A 17,168-nucleotide genomic window follows, 5' to 3' on the forward strand; every position below is an offset into this window, starting at 1 on the left:
CTTCAGTGCAAGCACCAAAGCTCAGCGTTCTACTTGCATGTATTAGGCACGCCGCCAGCGTTCGTCCTGAGCCAGGATCAAACTCTCATTAATATAAGTGTTTGTCCGGCTAAGCACTCTGGCTTATCCGTTTTTCTTTATTCTTGACAGGTTATTTGCATAACCCGCACTTGGTTCGTCTTGTTCAGTTTTCAATGGTCTTCTCCTAAGAGACAACTCCTATATTCTAGCAAACGGATGGGTACTTGTCAATAGTTTTTTCAAAAAAATAGAATTTTGACAAATTGGAACTGGACATTATTGAATTAGAGTCCTCTTGTAAAGACACATTGACAATTCCAGTATCCATCAATAATCAAACATCAGCTATTTTCACTTTGATGGCAACAAAATAAAATAACCAGTACCTGTTATTTCAAAGTACTGGTGGTCAGATAGAACTGAAACTTCTTTGTTTACTGTAAAATTTTACAGATTACTCGGAAGTCTGAAAAATTTTTTGTTAACACAAAAGATTTTAAGCTTCGTTTGAATGTTTGTGTCCGTAGATGAAATAAATCAACAATCCTATTAGTGTTGAAATACCAAACGCATACCAAGTAATTGTCTGATATTGACTCATCAGGGCAATACAGATAACAATTGATAAAATTGGTAAAATCGGCACCAAAGGAGTTTTAAATTCAGATGACTTTGGAGCACCTTTATCTCGACGCAATTTGATAAGTGCAATAGCCATTATAATGAGATAAGCTAAAGTACAGATACTCAAAAATTCTGCAATCGTTGTTAAGGGAAAAATACCCGCACTAATAATAGACATTAGACCGATGACTAAGGTAGCGTTTTTAGGAACCTTGTGTTTTGATGTGACTTTACTTAATGATTTCGGTAAAAGGCCATCACGACTGATACTATATACTGTTCTTGCTAGTGCGTAGGTCATCGAAATACATACTGTTATTAGAGTCAATATGGCTACTACGGAAACGTAATTTCCTGCCCAATTGAGGCCAATACTGCGAAGGGCAAATGCTACTGCATCATCAACATTTAACTGTGTATAGTGAACCATCCCTGTTAGAATGAGCGTTACAGTAATATAGAGAACTGTAACAATACTCAATGAAAGGATGATTCCCCTTGGAATATTTTTTTGAGGATTTTTGACTTCATCTACCGCCATTGAAATCGATTCAAATCCTAAAAAAGCGTAAAACATCAATGATGCTCCAGCCATGATACCTGTTTGTCCCCCATAGACTTGCCCAAAACCGTAAGGTGCAAAATCTACCCAATTTCCCGTATTGATGAAGAAAATTCCAATGCCAATAAAAATGGCTAAGGCAGAAAATTTTAAAACAACAAGTGCTGTATTAAATCTTAGAGCAAATTTAGAATTCATAAGAACTAATCCTGTTACTGCTAATAGCACTAGAATTGGCAGTAAATCTATATACTGACCTTTGTCAGGATTAAAAGTTCCATTGATAGCATTGGGAATCTGGATACCTCTTTGAGCAAGTAACCCTTTAAAATAACCGGCCCAACCGACTGCAACACTAGCAACAGCTGTCATAAATTCCATAATGATATACCAACCAACTAACCAGGCTGGAAATTCTCCTAAAGTGCTGTAAACATAGTTGTAGGCTCCACCATTTCCCGGAATTCGTGAAGCAAATTCAGCATAAAAGAGAGCAAAAATACCGACTGCTATAGCTGAAATAATAATCGAAACAACTAAAGCAGGTCCCGCGTAATTAGCTGCGCCCTTTCCTGTGATAGTAAATATGCCTGTACCGACCATTGAACCTAGGCCCAGAAAGATTAAATCAAGGACACCAAGATGACGTTTCATTGGGTTTTTTATATCAGTAACTGATTTTTTTCTAAATAATTGCATAATCCCTCTTTTCTTTAACTTTGTTAGTTTACCACAGCCCACTATTTTATGACAAGAAAAATGAGCCCTGTGGACTCATTTTATTTCTATTCAGACATCTTTTCTTTAATTTCTTCGTAAGAAAGAGCGTGCGCTTCTTCCTCCTCTGTTGTTTCAGGCATCTTTCCTGTTTCATAGAGGGATTTGATTTGCGCAGCATCAAGTGTCTCATATTTAAGAAGGGCTTGTGCAATTAAAGCGTGGGTCTCTCGGTTTTGATTAATAATATCAGCTGCTTTATTACGAGCATTATTGAGAAGTTCACGAACTTCGTTATCAATCATCCGAGCCGTTTCTTCTGAATAAGTTTTCTCTGGAGAAATTTGTCCTGCTAGCATAGCATGGCTACCTGCATACTGGACAGGACCAAGTTTTTCACTCATTCCATACTCTGTAACCATGGCACGTGCCATAGCACTTGCTTGCTCAAAGTCATTTGAAGCGCCTGTTGTTTGAACATTAAAGATAATTTCTTCCGCTACACGACCACCCATGAGACCAGCTAATTGCTCCTGCATATTTTCTTTAGAAAGCAACATTTGATCTTCCTTAGGAAGGGAAATCATATAGCCACCTGCGCGACCGCGAGGAACAATAGTAACCTTATGAACATCACGCGCATCAGATAAGACGAGACCAACAATAGTATGACCAGCTTCATGGTAAGCTACAATTTCACGGTCACGTTGTGAAACTTGACGGTCTTTTTTAGCTGGTCCAGCAATGACGCGATCTTCTGCTTCATCAATGTCAGAAGCATCGATTTTTTTCTTGTCACGACGAGCAGCAACAAGAGCAGCTTCATTAAGTACATTTTCCAAATCCGCACCAACGAAACCTGGTGTTTGCTGAGCAACGACTTTGAGATCAACATCATCAGCAAGAGGTTTATTCTTGGCATGAACACGAAGGATTGCTTCTCGACCTTTAACATCAGGCTGACCAACTAAAACCTTACGGTCAAAGCGACCTGGACGAAGAAGGGCTGGGTCTAGAACATCACTACGGTTTGTTGCTGCAATAACGATAATATTTTCATTGCCTTCAAAACCGTCCATTTCAATCAAAAGTTGGTTAAGCGTTTGCTCACGCTCGTCATTTCCGCCACCCATACCAGCACCACGACGACGCCCAACTGCATCAATTTCATCGATAAAGATGATTGCGCGCTCTGCTTTTTTAGCGTCCTCAAAAAGAGAACGGACACGACTAGCACCAACACCGACAAACATCTCAACAAAGTCAGAACCTGAGATTGAGAAAAACGGTACTCCAGCCTCACCAGCTACAGCTTTTGCAAGAAGGGTCTTACCTGTCCCTGGAGGGCCTTCAAGAAGAACACCCTTAGGAATGCGGGCTCCCAAAGCTTTATATTTTTTAGGGTTTTTAAGAAAATCAACAACCTCGACAAGTTCTTGTTTCTCTTCTTCAGCACCTGCAACATCTGTGAAACGAACTTTAATCGTATCTTTACTTGACGTTTTGGCACGGCTTCGACCAAAACTCATTGGACCATTTCCGCGTCCTCCTTGGCCAGCCCCCATCATGTTAAACATGAAGAAAATTAGAATTCCCATTGGAATCCATATAGACAGGGTGCTGATCCAAGAACCCACTGAGCTCTCTGGTTTAACCGTAATTTCTGTATTACCTTTATCAGCAGCATTTTCTAGTTTTTCTAGAGAAACATTGCTAGCAAGAAGGGTACTTGAAAAATTTGAAACGGTCGTTTTGGTATTTCCTAGAAAAAGAAAACTGCTATCACTCTCAACTTCTTGAGGCTCTTTATAGCTTCCTGACACTGTGACAATGGCGCCGTCAGGTTGGTAGGTAATGTCTTTGATTTTACCTGATTCAAGTTGTTCTACTAGGGTTGAGTAAGTTACTTTATGGCTTTCTGAACCTGCGCCACTGAACAAAAACTGGAAACTAAAGAAAGCTGTTACCAGTAATAAAATGGTCACAAAGGAATTGCGCATAAGTCCATTAGGTTTTCTATTATTCATCTATTCTCTCTTACTTATTATAAACTTCCTCTTTCAGGACACCAACATAGGGTAGATTACGATAGTTTTCATTGTAGTCAAGACCAAAACCGACAATAAATTCATTCGGCACATTATAACAAACATAGTCTGCATCAATATCAACGACACGGCCTTCTGGTTTGTCAAAAAGTGTTGCAATCTTAACAGAGTTGGCTTTACGGTATTTAAACATGTCACGAAGGTAAAGAAGGGTACGGCCTGTATCAATGATATCTTCAATGAAAATCACATCTCGACCTTCAATATTGGTATCCACATCCTTCAAAATCTTAACTTCACCACTTGAACTGGTTCCACCATGATAACTTGATACCACCATAAAGTCCATTTCCACATGAGTATCAATATGCTTGATTAATTCTGCCATAAAAGGGACTGCGCCTTTAAGAACACCAACCAAGAGAGGGTTTTTACCGGCATAATCCTTAGTTAATTGGGCTCCCAATTCCCTACATTTGATAAGAATATCTTCTTCAGAGAAAAGGACTTTTTTAATATCTTGTTCTAGCATCTCATCACCTATCTTCTAGTTTTTGTATACTTAATGTAGCTTTCATTGTAACATTTTCAGGAGATTTTCTCAAATAAAGTTTGTGCTTCGTTTGAACAAAAAGAATTTTTCCATTTTGTTCACCAACAATGGCTTTTTCTCTTTCGCTCTGAGGAACTTTCTCGTCAATAAATAGTCTGCGCAATGTTTTGCTAAATGTGCCAAAATCAATCCTATCTTCTGCTTGGCGATTTCTAAGAATAATTGGTTCTTGACTATCTAAAGGATAACCTTCACCACTTTCTGAAAAATGGAATGAAAACTCTTGGCATCTACAAGTTTCTGTTATTTTTAGCACTTTGACCTGTAGAGTGCTATCGGTCTTGGGACTGATTTTATAAATGCTAAAATTTTCTTGAGTTTTTTGACATTCGTAACCATTTTTTAAAGGGATTTGATAGGTTTTATCATTAGATAAAAGGGCCAAAAGATGTTTAAACTGGGCACGACTGAGTTGCAGTTCTGGAAAATGCTCCAAGTAATTTTCTAATAATAACTCTTGTAAAACTGGACTCTGTCGCTTGAAAACAGCTAAATCTCTTATATCAATAGAGGCTAGTAAATCTGCTAGAGCTTCCTGAAGAAGTTGAATTTCTCTAGCTAATTCGGTTAGATAAGTTGAAAATTGAGGATTTTCTTTTTGAAACAATGGTAAATAATCATTTCGGACACGGTTTCGTAAATAATGCCTACTGTAGTTAGAATCATCTTCAAAGTGGAAAGTATCAGGTAAGTCTGATTTTTTGATAGCTAGTAGCGGCCTAATCAACTGACCTGGACCGAAATCTTGAACAGCTTTAATTCCTGTCAAATGTCGTAGACGACTGCCACGAAGCATTTTCATCAATATGGTTTCAGCCTGATCATCAGCATGGTGAGCTGTGACAAGAGCTGTGTATTTGTCATCATTCATCACTTGCTTAAAAAAAGAATAACGAAAATCACGCGCAGCTTTTTCTGAAAAAACTCCCGAAAAATAAGAACAATAAAAAGGTAAGCCTTGTTCTTTCGCCCATTGTCTCAAGTACAATTCTTCTTGATCAGACTCTGGGCGCTGTTTGTGATTCACATGTGCAATCCCAAGGGTGATTCCCAACTTTTCTTGGTATAAAGACAAAAAGTGCAGTAGATTCATCGAATCTACTCCACCCGATACTGCTATAAGAACCTTGGAATGGTGATCAAAAAAGTGATGTTTAGTGACATGCTCAAATAATGTTTGATAGATCATTTTAAAATGGTATAAATTTCTTTAGCAATCCCTGAAATGTCGTCGTAGCTAGTATTTTCTGTGAAAATTGATAGTACAAAAGGCTCCTCTGAATAAACAATCGCAACATCGTGACGAAAATCGTAGGCATCTCCTGTTTTATGAGCAACCTGGACATCAATATCTTTTGAAATCCTTTGATCATCAAAACGCGTATGTGACAGGTAATCAATAATCTGCCCATTTTGCTCATAGATAGCTACCATAAGATTAGCGGCCGTCTCTGCAGACAGGTTACGATGATCCATATCCCAACCGGGGTAAGCAGCCATAAATTCTTGATAATCTTTACCGTACTGATCCGCGATATAATAAGCCAGAATATTTGTTGCTACATTATCAGATTCTTGCGAGATAGCCTTTAGCAACTGCTCAACACTATAGTCTTTTTCGTCAGCAACCTTGCTGATAGAACCTGCTCCAGATGGGTCAAAAGCACCTTTGAAACTGTTGACTTCAGCAACATATTTTAGCTTATCTTCAGGAGAAATTTTTCCTTCGTCGAGCAAGTGTTGAACATAATATAAAAGGGGCAGCTTACTGATACTTGCTGAGTACATCATTTGTTCCTGATTTACCCCAGCTGACAATTTTGTCGAAAGTTGTTTAACAGAAACCGAAATTTTTGAATATTGGTATTGGCTATCTAGTAACTGCTGAACTTTCTCCATGCGATTATCTGTGTTTGAGAGAAACTCTGCTGAGACCCAACCATAGTCACTGATTTTATAATAAACACCACTAAAAGTCTTGGCCTTTTTAATCACATGAACTTTTGTGTAGGGTTCAAGCAGTGTTGTCACTGCTGATGTTCCCATCAGATAAGGTTGTTGATAAACAGAAAAACCAGGTTTTAACCAGAAATCTGCTTGATAAGCATCCTCTGACAAAACCAAATCAGAGAAAATCTCTTGTTGACTGGCAAGAATAAAGCTACCATCTGCCAATTCGAAAACAGGTTTTAAGTTATTATTGATTGTCATATGTAAAATATCAAGAGTCGTTTTGGGCGGAATGGTTCCTATCATTTCCGTTAAGTTTTGATCTTGATAAACAATAACCTCTGCCATAGTTATAGGATTTTTAGGAATACTTGTGTAATCCAAAATCTGATTTGTCAAGGTTTTAGTGAGTTGATACTTAACTTGCGAGCTAGCATCCTTGACATTTTTTTCACTACTATCGATTTGAAGAGGCGCAAAAAAAACAGGCACTAAAAATAGGGCTAAAAGTTTTCTCATGCTACTTCCTCTCTCCAATCTATAAATTGATATCTTTATCGGTAAAATCCTTTTCAGGTCGTTCTTTCAACCTATGATTTTTTTCAGCGAGTTCTTCTAACTTTTCTTCCGAATAAGCCAAAAAAGTTTCTACTGTCTTGATTAACTGTTCCATATTATTTTGGTAGTAAGTCCGGTGTCGAGTAGACGACTTCGCCTTCTCGAGAATAATAGTATTTAGCGCGTGCGTATTTTAGGATAAATTCTTCATCTTTTAGTTGCTCTGCTAAGGTTTGCTTTGCCTTCGTGTCCTCAGCTAGTTGCTCTAGCTGTTGCTTTAAGGTAATCACTTCTTCTTTTTTGTCTTGTAACTTGACATAGCTTGAGACTAAATTAAAGGTTGGTAGGATAAAAAGTAACATGATAATAACCATCACATAGGCAATAAAGCGATGGCGTTTTCTATCTTCTTCCTCCTTATAGCGACGACGTTGCGCTTCATTTTGAATAAATTCATTATTAAGTTGGACAACACTAGACTTCTTGTTCATCTTTCTCTATCCTTGTCTCACTGATAATGTCATACATTTTATCAGCATCTTCTTTTTTTGTGGAATCTTTCATTTCAAGCACACGCACTGTCAGCAATTTATTGCCAAAGCGTACCTCAACCTCATCACCTGATTTGAGGTCAGTTGATGATTTGGCTAAGATACCATTTACTTTGATGCGTCCTTTATCTGCCACTTCTTTAGCCACTGTACGGCGTTTAATGATGCGTGACACCTTCAAATACTTATCTAATCTCATGATTTGCCTCTATTTTTAGTCTATCGTTATTATTCTATCACTTTTTTTGAAAAATAGCAGAGCATTTAGCCTTTGTCACGGAAATGTTAAAAAGAGAGAATATCACATTCTCCCTACTTGAAAATAACAATGCAAACACTACTAAATTTGATTAATCAAAACTATCTTTAAAATGCCATCAACCCTTATATTATACCATAAAAACGATTACAAAAATAGACTTGAATTTTTTTTAATTGGGTGTATAGTGTAGAGGTGAAAAACGTATAATGACTTGTTAGAAAGGAGTTTATGAGGGGAAAATCAAGTTGTTTTATCAAATAACAATATTATAAAATTGGAACATTCCATGCTTTATTTTCTGCAAATGGATATGGAAATGTAGTTCATAATTACTGGTATCGTTTATGAAAAAACTGGTCTATATTTTATTAGCATTACTCATTTTAGGATTTATGTTATTCGCTTTAGCTATTTGGATGTTTTACCAGTTACCATCAGGTCCTCCACCAGATTGGTAATAAGAGGTATTAGGTTGAACTATGATAAAAAAGCTGGTGCAAATGCATCAGCTTTTTGTTGCATAATAAGTTAAAACAGACTAGCAATTGCTACGCCAACTTCACGCCCGACATAGAACATGCCTCGCACAAGTCCTGGTAGAAAAATGAGTACTGCAATACATTCAAAAATACTCTTTATATCCATTTTTTCCTCGAAAAATTTTTTCATATCAACCCTTATCTAAACCAACTGCGAATGGCTCTTCCTGTTTGTCGTCCGATATCAAATACAGCTCTTACCAATCCTTCTCCAGGCCACTCACCGCCAGTTACATCAATTAGTTCAACTTCTGATAAAGTTGTAAATGTTTTATCCATCATTTCAAATGTATGATTCATATTCTCAATTACTCCCTCTATATTAACGACCTGATAAACCTACAATTAATCCACTACCATAAGCGACACCCAAAACAATTAGTCCGGCTGCAATAATACCAATACCACCATCAGTTTCCATCAATTCTTGTTCTGAAAGTGCCACAAAGTTAGTGTTCATCTTATCACTTGTTTTAAAGCTTGTCATATGATTTTTCTCCTTTTAATTCTTTGATAAATGTAATCCCCATCAGACACATCATAGACAAATACATAGGTTCTATGGGACATTTAACCGCTACTAATTTTAAGTCATTTAGCACATATATAGTTGCTCCGATTACTGATATAGAAGCAATGGCTATTTCTAACAACTCTAATTTATTTTTCATATAATCACCTACTAAGGACAATTAGCATAATAGGTTAATCTTACACCCACACCAAATGTTACCAAAAACCTAATCCATACTAAAATCTAATGAATTGGGTCGTTACTTATTAAAAATGTTGTTTCAAATACCTACCAATCTGCCAACCAGTCGCTAAAAAGCTAATCCCCTTAGCAATTAGTGCAGCTGTAATAATAAGTTCTCCTCCAGTAATTTCTTCTAATTCTTCACTAGTGAGGCAGTTAGCATTTAATTTCTCATTAAAACTGGTAACATTATCCATCATTAAGATACTCCTATTTCTATATGATTTACAAAATTAATTACTCTTATCTATTTTGATTTCTAGCAATTTTATCTTACGTTCAACTTTACTCAAAAATACACCTACACTAAAAAAACAATACGGGACTAGCATTTCTAGTTCAAAAGTATTTGATAAAAATGTGTATGTTAAAAATAGTGAATAAGACAGGACCACTGTAAATAAAACATGCCTCTCAGTAATAACAACCCCTTTTTTCATTTACATCTCCTTATGGCATGAAATATCCTGCAATGGCTCCTGCTGCAATCAAACTGCTCGCTGCCAACGCTTTCCCAGTTATTGAAAACAACACAACCCCACCTGCTGTAAATGTAATAATTAACCCACCCTAAATGTCCGTCAATTCTTGATCTGAAATTTCTACAAAGTTAATGTCCATCTTATCCATTGTTTCAAAATTTGTCATAGTCTTTTTTCCTTTCGATTTTTATGATTGTTATGACGTTTGTATTTTCAATCAAAGCATAATAATAATGTATCTAAGATATTTTAACCAGTTCATTTTCTCAGCTCCTTTCATTTTATTATTCGTTTTTTTTTGAAAAATAGCGGAGCATTTAAAGTTTATCTTGAAAATATTAAAAAGAGAGAATATGATATTCTCTCTACTTGAAAAATAACAATGCAGACACCACGGTACCAGCAAAGAAAATAATAAAAATAGCCATTATCAAACCAGCAGCAAACCAAAGCTCACTTGAAAGGCTTGTTGTCACCTTTTTCGCCGGATTTAAAAAATTGAGAATGTCGGCATAAGTTTTCAACTCTCGATTTTTCAGGATGTAGAACACCTGAAAGGCTGAATAAAACACTGGTAGTAAGAGTAAAAATAATATTCCTGACACCCATTTAACAGAAAATAAATAGCGAGTTGGAAAGACAATTGAAAAAAGAAACCAAGAAGTCCCTCCTATAATAAGCCACTTCTTCAATTGCGATTGGTCAACGTGATGTTTCATCATATCCAGATCTCCTTTGATTAGATTATCCAAGGAGACATCGAAACATGTTGCTATTAACAAGAGTGAGTTGATATCTGGATAGGTTTTACCACGTTCCCAGTTAGAAATCGTCTGACGCGACACATAAAGTTTCTCTGCTAACTTCTCTTGTGAGAAATCTCGACTTTTTCGTAAATCAACTAAACGCTTGTGTAACTCCATTTTTGATCTCCTTGATCATTTCAGTCTAATCTTTTTTATCAAGTTTACCATAAAACGGCTTTGTCAGACTACGTTTTTATGTGACAAAAGTCTTTGACAGCTTGATATGATGCCTTTTTCATGACCTTGACTGTCTTGTCAATCTGTCTGTTTGCGTTCTTTGATTTGGACAAAGGCCTCACCAAAGGTGACGAGTTCTTCTAGTATCTCATAATCTTTTTTGTTTCGGATATCAAAGATGACTTCGATTTTTCCTTGATGCTCACTGATACGAGCTTTAAGATTTGTCTTAGATAGAGCCTCAAAGAAATCTTGCGTTAAAAACATGGCTTGCGCAGCTTTTTCAAAACGAACCGTGAGGTTGTTATCTTTTTTCTCAACCAACTCGGCAAAAACAGCATCCATATAAGCTTTAACAAGGCCGATTTCAAGGAGATAGGCCACTTGGTCTGGGTACTCGCCAAAGCGATCTATGAGCTCATCTTGAAGATTCTGATAATCTTCCCTGGTCTCCAATTCACGAATGCGTTTGTAAATTTCGATTTTTTGGCGCTCATCTGTCATATAATCACTCGGCAAATAGGCATCAATTTGCAGGCTAATTTCAGCGTTGCCCTTACGGCGAGCTTGTGATTTGCCTTGTTTTTTAGCGATAGCTTCTTCAAGTAATTGGGAATAGAGCTCAAACCCAACGGAATCAATGAAACCACTCTGCGATGCACCTAAGATATTGCCAGCTCCGCGAATGGATAAATCTCGCATGGCAATTTTAAATCCAGAGCCCAGTTCTGTAAAGCCTTTGATAGCGTCTAGCCTTTTTTCCGAAACTTCCGTCAAAATCTTGTCAGGACGGTACATGAGATAAGCATAAGCGATACGATTACTACGACCCACGCGCCCACGTAATTGATAAAGGGTAGACAGTCCCATGTGATCGGCATTCTCAATGAAAAGGGTATTGACATTTGAAATATCGACACCTGTCTCAATAATCGTCGTTGCCACCAGCACATCGTAAGCACCATCAATAAAGTCAAGCAGGGTATTTTCCAGTAAAACTTCACTCATCTGCCCATGGACAAAGCCAATAGAAGCCTCAGGTACTAACTCTTGCAATTCGGAAACCTTCTGATCGATGGTATCCACCTTATTGTAAACGTAAAATACCTGACCACCGCGATCCATTTCCCGCAAGATTGCTTCACGAATCAGTCCCGGATTAGTTTCCATGACATAAGTCTGAACTGGATAGCGATTGGTCGGTGGGGTTTCAATAACCGACAAATCACGAATGCCAAGCATGGACATGTGTAAGGTTCTAGGAATCGGCGTTGCTGTCAAGGTCAGCACATCAACCTTTGTCTTAAGCTCTTTGAGTTTTTCCTTGTGCTTGACACCAAAACGCTGTTCTTCGTCAATGACAATCAAACCCAAATCTGAAAACGTAACATCTTTTGACAGGAGACGATGCGTACCGATGATGATGTCAATCTGACCTTTTGATAATTTTTCAAGGGTTTCTGATTGCTCTTTTTTACTTTGAAAACGGCTGAGAACACCGACATTGACCGCGTAATTTTCAAAACGCTCTTTGAAGTTGGTATAGTGCTGCTGAGCAAGGACTGTGGTTGGTACCAAGACAGCCACTTGTTTGTTGTCATTGACAGCTTTAAAGGCTGCTCGCATGGCGACTTCTGTCTTACCAAACCCAACATCTCCCACCAAGAGACGATCCATGGGGCTATCTGACTCCATATCTTTTTTGATTTCCTTGACAGAGCGCAGCTGGTCTTCTGTCTCTGCGTAAGGAAAATCATCATCAAATTCCCTTTGACTTTCATCATCAGGAGAAAAAGCAAAGCCTTTCAGTTGGCTACGTTCCGCGTAGAGTTTTAGCAGGTCATCTGCGATGTCTTCGACTTGCTTTGTAACCTTAGATTTGGTCTTTTGAAAACGCCCATCATTAAGCTTGTTAATTTTGGGTTCTTTGCCATCTGCCGAAACATACTTGGACAGAGTCTCAATCTGCTCAACTGGTAAAGAAATTGTCGAAGCGTCTTGGTACTGAATGGTGACATAATCACGGTGAATCCCTTTAATTTCAATGGTTTCAATACCTAGATACTTACCGATACCATGAACCTGATGAACAACATAATCCCCTTTTTCCAGCTCATTGTAATCCTTGAGACGCTCGGCATTGCTAACATGCTGACGACGAATGCGACGTTTGACTTTTTTATGGAAAATTTCTTTTTCCGTTATCAAGACCAACTTTTGATCTGCAAAGTAAAAACCATTTGAGAGATGACCTTGTATGAGCTGTACTTGACCAATCTGAACGTCATCTGCCTCAACAATCGGTAAGTCTAGGCCATATTCAGACAAGGTTGCCTGTAATTTTTCAAGACCTGCAAAACTATCTGACTGAAGTAACACCGTCGCACGATTTTTCTGATAGCGATGCACCTCATCTACCAACATGGGAAATTGATTGAAAAACTCCTGCATAGGGTACTGGGTGAAATTGTGAATCACGTTAAACTTAATGTTGCCCAGACCTTTGTGGAAATTTGAAAAGACTGTCGCAGGTTGATAAGCTCTTAGTGACGGATAGGATTCTGCAAAGTAAGTTTGGTCAGATATCGCCTTTCCTTGCTGTAAACCATCTGTCAAGTACGTTGCCACTTCGAGATCAAAACGAGCGTTACGGTCTATCAATTTTTGAAAATCATCAAAAAAGATTGGTGTTCCTATTGGGAGATAATCTAAGAGAGTATAGGTCTTTTCGTAGAAATAAGATAAAAACTTCCGTAAATCTTTATGTTTGTAGCCATCTTTTGAGACCTCTAGGACTTCACTTAGATAGGCATATTGCGGACTAGCCTTGTCTGATTTTTGCAAAGCCTTTTCCAGTCGGCTAATGCCTCGCTCGAAATCATCACGGGTCAACACCATATCATCAGCTGGGCTAAGTAAAATCTCTTCCAAAGTCTCTAGAGATTTCTGGCTTTCCGTGTCAAAACGCCTAATCCCATCAATCTCATCGCCAAAAAACTCCAGACGATAAGTCTGATCACTTTTACTGTCATAGATATCTAAAATATCCCCGCGACGGCTAAACTCCCCTGGGCTCATGACCTGATTAACCTTGATATATCCCATGGTAATCAGCTGATGCGTTAAAAACTCCAGGTCGACTTCACTACCTACTCTTAGGGTCAAAAGCTGAGCTACATAGTCCCTAGGGTTTGGCAAGAGCACACGCGTCCCTACCAAACTAACCAAAAGAATGCCTGTTGCAGAATCATCTAAGAGAAAATTCAACGCATTGACACGCGCAACAGCCTTATCTTTTGAAGCTAGGATAAACTCCGCAGCCGCCATATCATCTGCAAAAAATTGGTAAATGTGGTTTTCTCCCACCAAACTTGCTAAATCACTAGCAAGATGATCAGCCTCATTTTGAGTGGCAGTCACAATCACCAATTTTCCAGCATTTTGCTTAAAGTAAGAAGCAATAGCCAGAGTTTTCGTGGCACCAGAAAACCCCATAACTAACTGACGCGCTAGCAAACTCCCTTTATCTTGCCACTCCTGCAGGCTTTTATGTTGGCCAAATACACCTAAAATATCAGCCATTATAATGCCTCATGGTTGCTTCAAAGTCATTGGTTTTTAGATAATAGCGGAGCGACTCAACTACCTTATCTAAGGTTTGTTGAATAGTAATGTAATCGTCATCTTCAAATTTTCCTAAAACATGGTTAGGCACAGACTTGCCAGATTTTGGTCGACCAATACCGACTTTGATACGGTCAAACACTTGAGTCCCTGTTTCTGCAATGATAGACTTAATGCCATTGTGTCCGCCTGCAGAACCTTTTTGACGAAAACGAATCTTTCCTAAATCCATATCCAAATCATCATAAATAACAATAAAATCCTCAATGGGGATATTATAATAAGCCAATAAAGCACGAACAGCTAAGCCTGATAGATTCATAAAGGTCGTCGGCTTAACGAGATAAACCTTCTCCCCTTCTAAAAATGCAGAGCCAACCTCTGCTTTAAAGGTTTTATTTTCTGAAAAGTTGACAGATAATTCTTTTGCTAATAAATCTATGGCCATGAAGCCGATATTGTGCTTGGTTTCATGGTACTTAGAGCCTGGATTTCCCAGACCAACAATCAATTTAACCACTTTTGTTCTCTTTCTATATTTTTCTTTTTTACCAAAGACCAAAAAGGCTGGAAACTCTTTTCCAACCACTTTGTTAGTCTAATTCTGCCCTACTAAAGAGGTCTGTAATTAAATCTGTGTTATCACATGCTTGTTTGAATGCTAGGGCAAAGTCTTTCAAAACAGCTGAATTCGTTGAGTAAGCACAGAACATACTTCCCTCGGAATCAAAGTCAATCTCCTCAGATAAATCTGGTCTTTTTTCTTCTAAAAAAACACGCGCTAGACCTTCCCAATCATAGCCATTTCCTTCAAAACCCTCATCAGCTCTGCTATCAAACAAATCCTGTAAATAACTACCAACCTCCAGACAAAGCGAAGTAGAGTCGCCGTGTTCCGTCAAGAAAAATGGTGTAAATTCAGACATCATATATCTCCTTTAAACGTTAAAGCGGAATTCCATGATATCCCCATCTTGAACCACATACTCTTTTCCTTCTTCACGAAGGCGTCCAGCTTCCTTAACAGCTTTCTCAGAGCCGTACTGAATCAAATCATCATAGGACATGGTGACGGCACGGATAAAGCCTTTTTCAAAGTCTGAGTGGATAATACCAGCACATTGAGGGGCTTTCATACCACGCTTAAAGGTCCAAGCACGCACCTCTTTTTCCCCTGCTGTAAAGTAGGTGCCAAGTCCAAGCAAGTGGTAGGCTGCACGGGTCAATTTATCCACGCCAGATTCTGTTAAACCAAGTGCTTCCAAAAACTCACCCTTGTCTTCATCGTCTAGTTCTGAAATTTCTTCTTCTGCACGGGCTGAAATGACCACCACTTCTGCATTTTCTGTTGCCGCAAAGTCACGGATTTGCTGCACATAGCTGATAGAGTCAGGATCTGCTACCTTGTCTTCATCGACGTTGGCAACATAGAGGACTGGTTTAGTGGTCAAGAGGAAGAGTTGCTTAACGATTTTTTGTTCTTCATCTGTGAAGTCAACTGTACGGGCAGATCTTCCGTCTTCTAGGACAGGTTTGATTTTTTCAAGGACTGCAAATTCTGCGACAGAATCCTTGTCTTTTTGTGTACGGGCCATTTTTTCTACACGCGCATAACGCTTGTTGATACTCTCTAGGTCCGCCAAAATCAATTCTAGGTTAATAGTGTCAATATCTGCGATTGGGTCAACAAAGGCGTCTTCACGGCCTTGTTCACGCATGACATTTTCATCATCAAAGGCACGCACCACGTGGACAATGGCATCAACCTCACGGATATTGGCCAAGAATTTGTTTCCAAGTCCTTCACCTTTAGAGGCACCTTTTACGATGCCGGCAATATCGGTAAATTCAAAAGTCGTTGGCACTGTCTTTTTAGGGGTGATGAGCTCTGTCAACTTCTGCAAACGCTCATCAGGCACTTCTACCATGCCGACGTTTGGATCAATGGTCGCGAAAGGATAGTTTGCTGCCTCTGCTCCTGCCTTGGTAATTGCGTTAAATAGGGTTGATTTACCAACGTTTGGCAAACCGACGATTCCTGCTGTTAAAGCCATGTTTTTTTACTCTCCAATTAAAAATTCAATCATGACTATTATAGCAGAAAAGATGAGAAAAATCCTGCCAAATGATAGGATTGTAAGATTTATCAAAATTTCTGCAAAATTCTCATCGCTGCAGCAAATAAGCCAAAGGCTATTATCATGATTGGGATAAGAACCCACCAATAATTAGCAAGAAACTCCCAAACATTCATTTTTCCTAGTTGTTCCACCACAATTTCCTTCTCAGGCTCTTTTCCTAAAACCAGATAATCCAGACTAACACCAAAGATTTCTGCTAGCTGGACCAGTTTGTCAATATCTGGCGTGGCTTCGCCATTTTCCCACTTGGAAACAGCCTGACGGGAAATATAGAGTTTCTCTGCCAATTCATCTTGTGATAGGTTCTTGGCTGTGCGTAAAACTCGAATTTGCTGTGCTAACTGCTTCATGATTATTTCCTCCTCTTTTTTCTAAGTCTATTATAGTTTAGAACGGAATGGTTGATTAGCACTTTTTATGAAAAATTCGCAACCAGCAGTTGCAAACTGTCAACTAGGCTTCACTTGGTAGAACTTGTTTCATTTTTCGTTCAAAATCATGTCGGCTCATCATGACCACATGGTCACAGTTGCTGCAACGGATTTTAATATCCGCTCCCAGACGAACAACCTCCCACTTATTTGCCTTCTTGCCGGTCGATTTAATGACACAGGCATGAGGCTTTTTCATTTCGACAAAGGTTCCTAATTGGTACATAAATGCTCCTTTAGATTTCTTTTTTGTCATTATATCAAAAACTTATCTGCTCTGCTATCATCAAAAAAACTCCGCCATT

General features: G+C 38.5%; 19 protein-coding genes and 1 rRNA gene. All 20 read right to left on the bottom strand.

Going from position 1 to position 17,168, the window contains the following annotated elements:
- A 16S ribosomal RNA gene (locus G575_RS0108775) occupies nt 1-93 on the bottom strand; the annotation flags it as partial.
- Between the two features lie 424 nt (nt 94-517).
- A complete protein-coding gene (locus G575_RS0108780; RefSeq protein WP_037622946.1) occupies nt 518-1,906 on the bottom strand; it encodes an amino acid permease in 1,389 nt (462 codons plus the stop codon).
- An 86-nt stretch (nt 1,907-1,992) separates the two neighbouring features.
- Nucleotides 1,993-3,951: an ATP-dependent zinc metalloprotease FtsH gene (gene ftsH / locus G575_RS0108785; protein WP_027972406.1), complete on the bottom strand. Its 1,959-nt coding sequence runs from the start codon at nt 3,949-3,951 to the stop codon at nt 1,993-1,995.
- 10 nt (nt 3,952-3,961) lie between these two features.
- Entirely contained in the window at nt 3,962-4,504 is a 543-nt protein-coding gene (hpt, locus tag G575_RS0108790; protein ID WP_027972407.1) for a hypoxanthine phosphoribosyltransferase, read from the bottom strand.
- Nucleotides 4,505-4,508: 4 nt separating this feature from the next.
- On the bottom strand, nt 4,509-5,774 hold the full coding sequence (tilS, locus tag G575_RS0108795; protein ID WP_027972408.1) for a tRNA lysidine(34) synthetase TilS: 1,266 nt from the start codon (nt 5,772-5,774) through the stop codon (nt 4,509-4,511).
- On the bottom strand, nt 5,771-7,054 hold the full coding sequence (locus tag G575_RS0108800) for a serine hydrolase (protein WP_027972409.1): 1,284 nt from the start codon (nt 7,052-7,054) through the stop codon (nt 5,771-5,773). The genes tilS and G575_RS0108800 overlap by 4 nt, the downstream gene beginning before the upstream one ends.
- A 19-nt stretch (nt 7,055-7,073) precedes the next feature.
- A complete protein-coding gene (locus G575_RS12470; protein WP_037622947.1) occupies nt 7,074-7,208 on the bottom strand; it encodes an SP_0009 family protein in 135 nt (44 codons plus the stop codon).
- Between the two features lies 1 nt (nt 7,209).
- On the bottom strand, nt 7,210-7,584 hold the full coding sequence (locus G575_RS0108810; protein WP_027972410.1) for an FtsB family cell division protein: 375 nt from the start codon (nt 7,582-7,584) through the stop codon (nt 7,210-7,212).
- Complete coding sequence (locus tag G575_RS0108815) at nt 7,568-7,843, bottom strand: RNA-binding S4 domain-containing protein (RefSeq protein ID WP_027972411.1); 276 nt, start codon at nt 7,841-7,843, stop codon at nt 7,568-7,570. Before G575_RS0108815 ends, G575_RS0108810 begins: the two co-directional genes overlap by 17 nt.
- A gap of 740 nt (nt 7,844-8,583) precedes the next feature.
- Nucleotides 8,584-8,745, bottom strand: a complete 162-nt coding sequence (locus tag G575_RS12215; protein WP_156874741.1) for a hypothetical protein — start codon at nt 8,743-8,745, stop codon at nt 8,584-8,586.
- Between the two features lie 22 nt (nt 8,746-8,767).
- On the bottom strand, nt 8,768-8,932 hold the full coding sequence (locus G575_RS11970) for a class IIb bacteriocin, lactobin A/cerein 7B family (RefSeq protein WP_083958897.1): 165 nt from the start codon (nt 8,930-8,932) through the stop codon (nt 8,768-8,770).
- Nucleotides 8,919-9,116, bottom strand: a complete 198-nt coding sequence (locus G575_RS0108835; protein WP_027972412.1) for a hypothetical protein — start codon at nt 9,114-9,116, stop codon at nt 8,919-8,921. The genes G575_RS11970 and G575_RS0108835 overlap by 14 nt, the downstream gene beginning before the upstream one ends.
- Before the next feature lie 109 nt (nt 9,117-9,225).
- Complete coding sequence (locus G575_RS12220; protein WP_156874742.1) at nt 9,226-9,402, bottom strand: hypothetical protein; 177 nt, start codon at nt 9,400-9,402, stop codon at nt 9,226-9,228.
- A 647-nt stretch (nt 9,403-10,049) separates the two neighbouring features.
- Entirely contained in the window at nt 10,050-10,607 is a 558-nt protein-coding gene (locus tag G575_RS0108850) for a helix-turn-helix domain-containing protein (RefSeq protein ID WP_027972414.1), read from the bottom strand.
- 138 nt (nt 10,608-10,745) lie between these two features.
- Nucleotides 10,746-14,249, bottom strand: a complete 3,504-nt coding sequence (gene mfd, locus G575_RS0108855; protein ID WP_027972415.1) for a transcription-repair coupling factor — start codon at nt 14,247-14,249, stop codon at nt 10,746-10,748.
- The gene (pth, locus tag G575_RS0108860; protein WP_027972416.1) at nt 14,242-14,811 is read right to left on the bottom strand and encodes an aminoacyl-tRNA hydrolase; all 570 of its coding nucleotides are present in this window, start codon (nt 14,809-14,811) and stop codon (nt 14,242-14,244) included. Before pth ends, mfd begins: the two co-directional genes overlap by 8 nt.
- A gap of 73 nt (nt 14,812-14,884) precedes the next feature.
- Nucleotides 14,885-15,217, bottom strand: coding sequence for an immunity 51 family protein (locus G575_RS0108865; RefSeq protein WP_245562410.1), 333 nt, complete (start codon nt 15,215-15,217; stop codon nt 14,885-14,887).
- 12 nt (nt 15,218-15,229) lie between these two features.
- Nucleotides 15,230-16,345, bottom strand: a complete 1,116-nt coding sequence (gene ychF / locus G575_RS0108870; protein ID WP_027972418.1) for a redox-regulated ATPase YchF — start codon at nt 16,343-16,345, stop codon at nt 15,230-15,232.
- 92 nt (nt 16,346-16,437) lie between these two features.
- Nucleotides 16,438-16,782 carry a helix-turn-helix domain-containing protein gene (locus G575_RS0108875; RefSeq protein WP_027972419.1) on the bottom strand — a complete coding sequence of 115 codons (345 nt, stop codon included), beginning with the start codon at nt 16,780-16,782 and terminating at the stop codon, nt 16,438-16,440.
- Between the two features lie 103 nt (nt 16,783-16,885).
- Complete coding sequence (locus tag G575_RS0108880; protein ID WP_027972420.1) at nt 16,886-17,089, bottom strand: DUF951 domain-containing protein; 204 nt, start codon at nt 17,087-17,089, stop codon at nt 16,886-16,888.
- Nucleotides 17,090-17,168: the final 79 nt, after the last annotated feature.

Origin of the sequence: Streptococcus plurextorum DSM 22810, assembly GCF_000423745.1 — a bacterium.
GTDB lineage: Bacteria > Bacillota > Bacilli > Lactobacillales > Streptococcaceae > Streptococcus > Streptococcus plurextorum.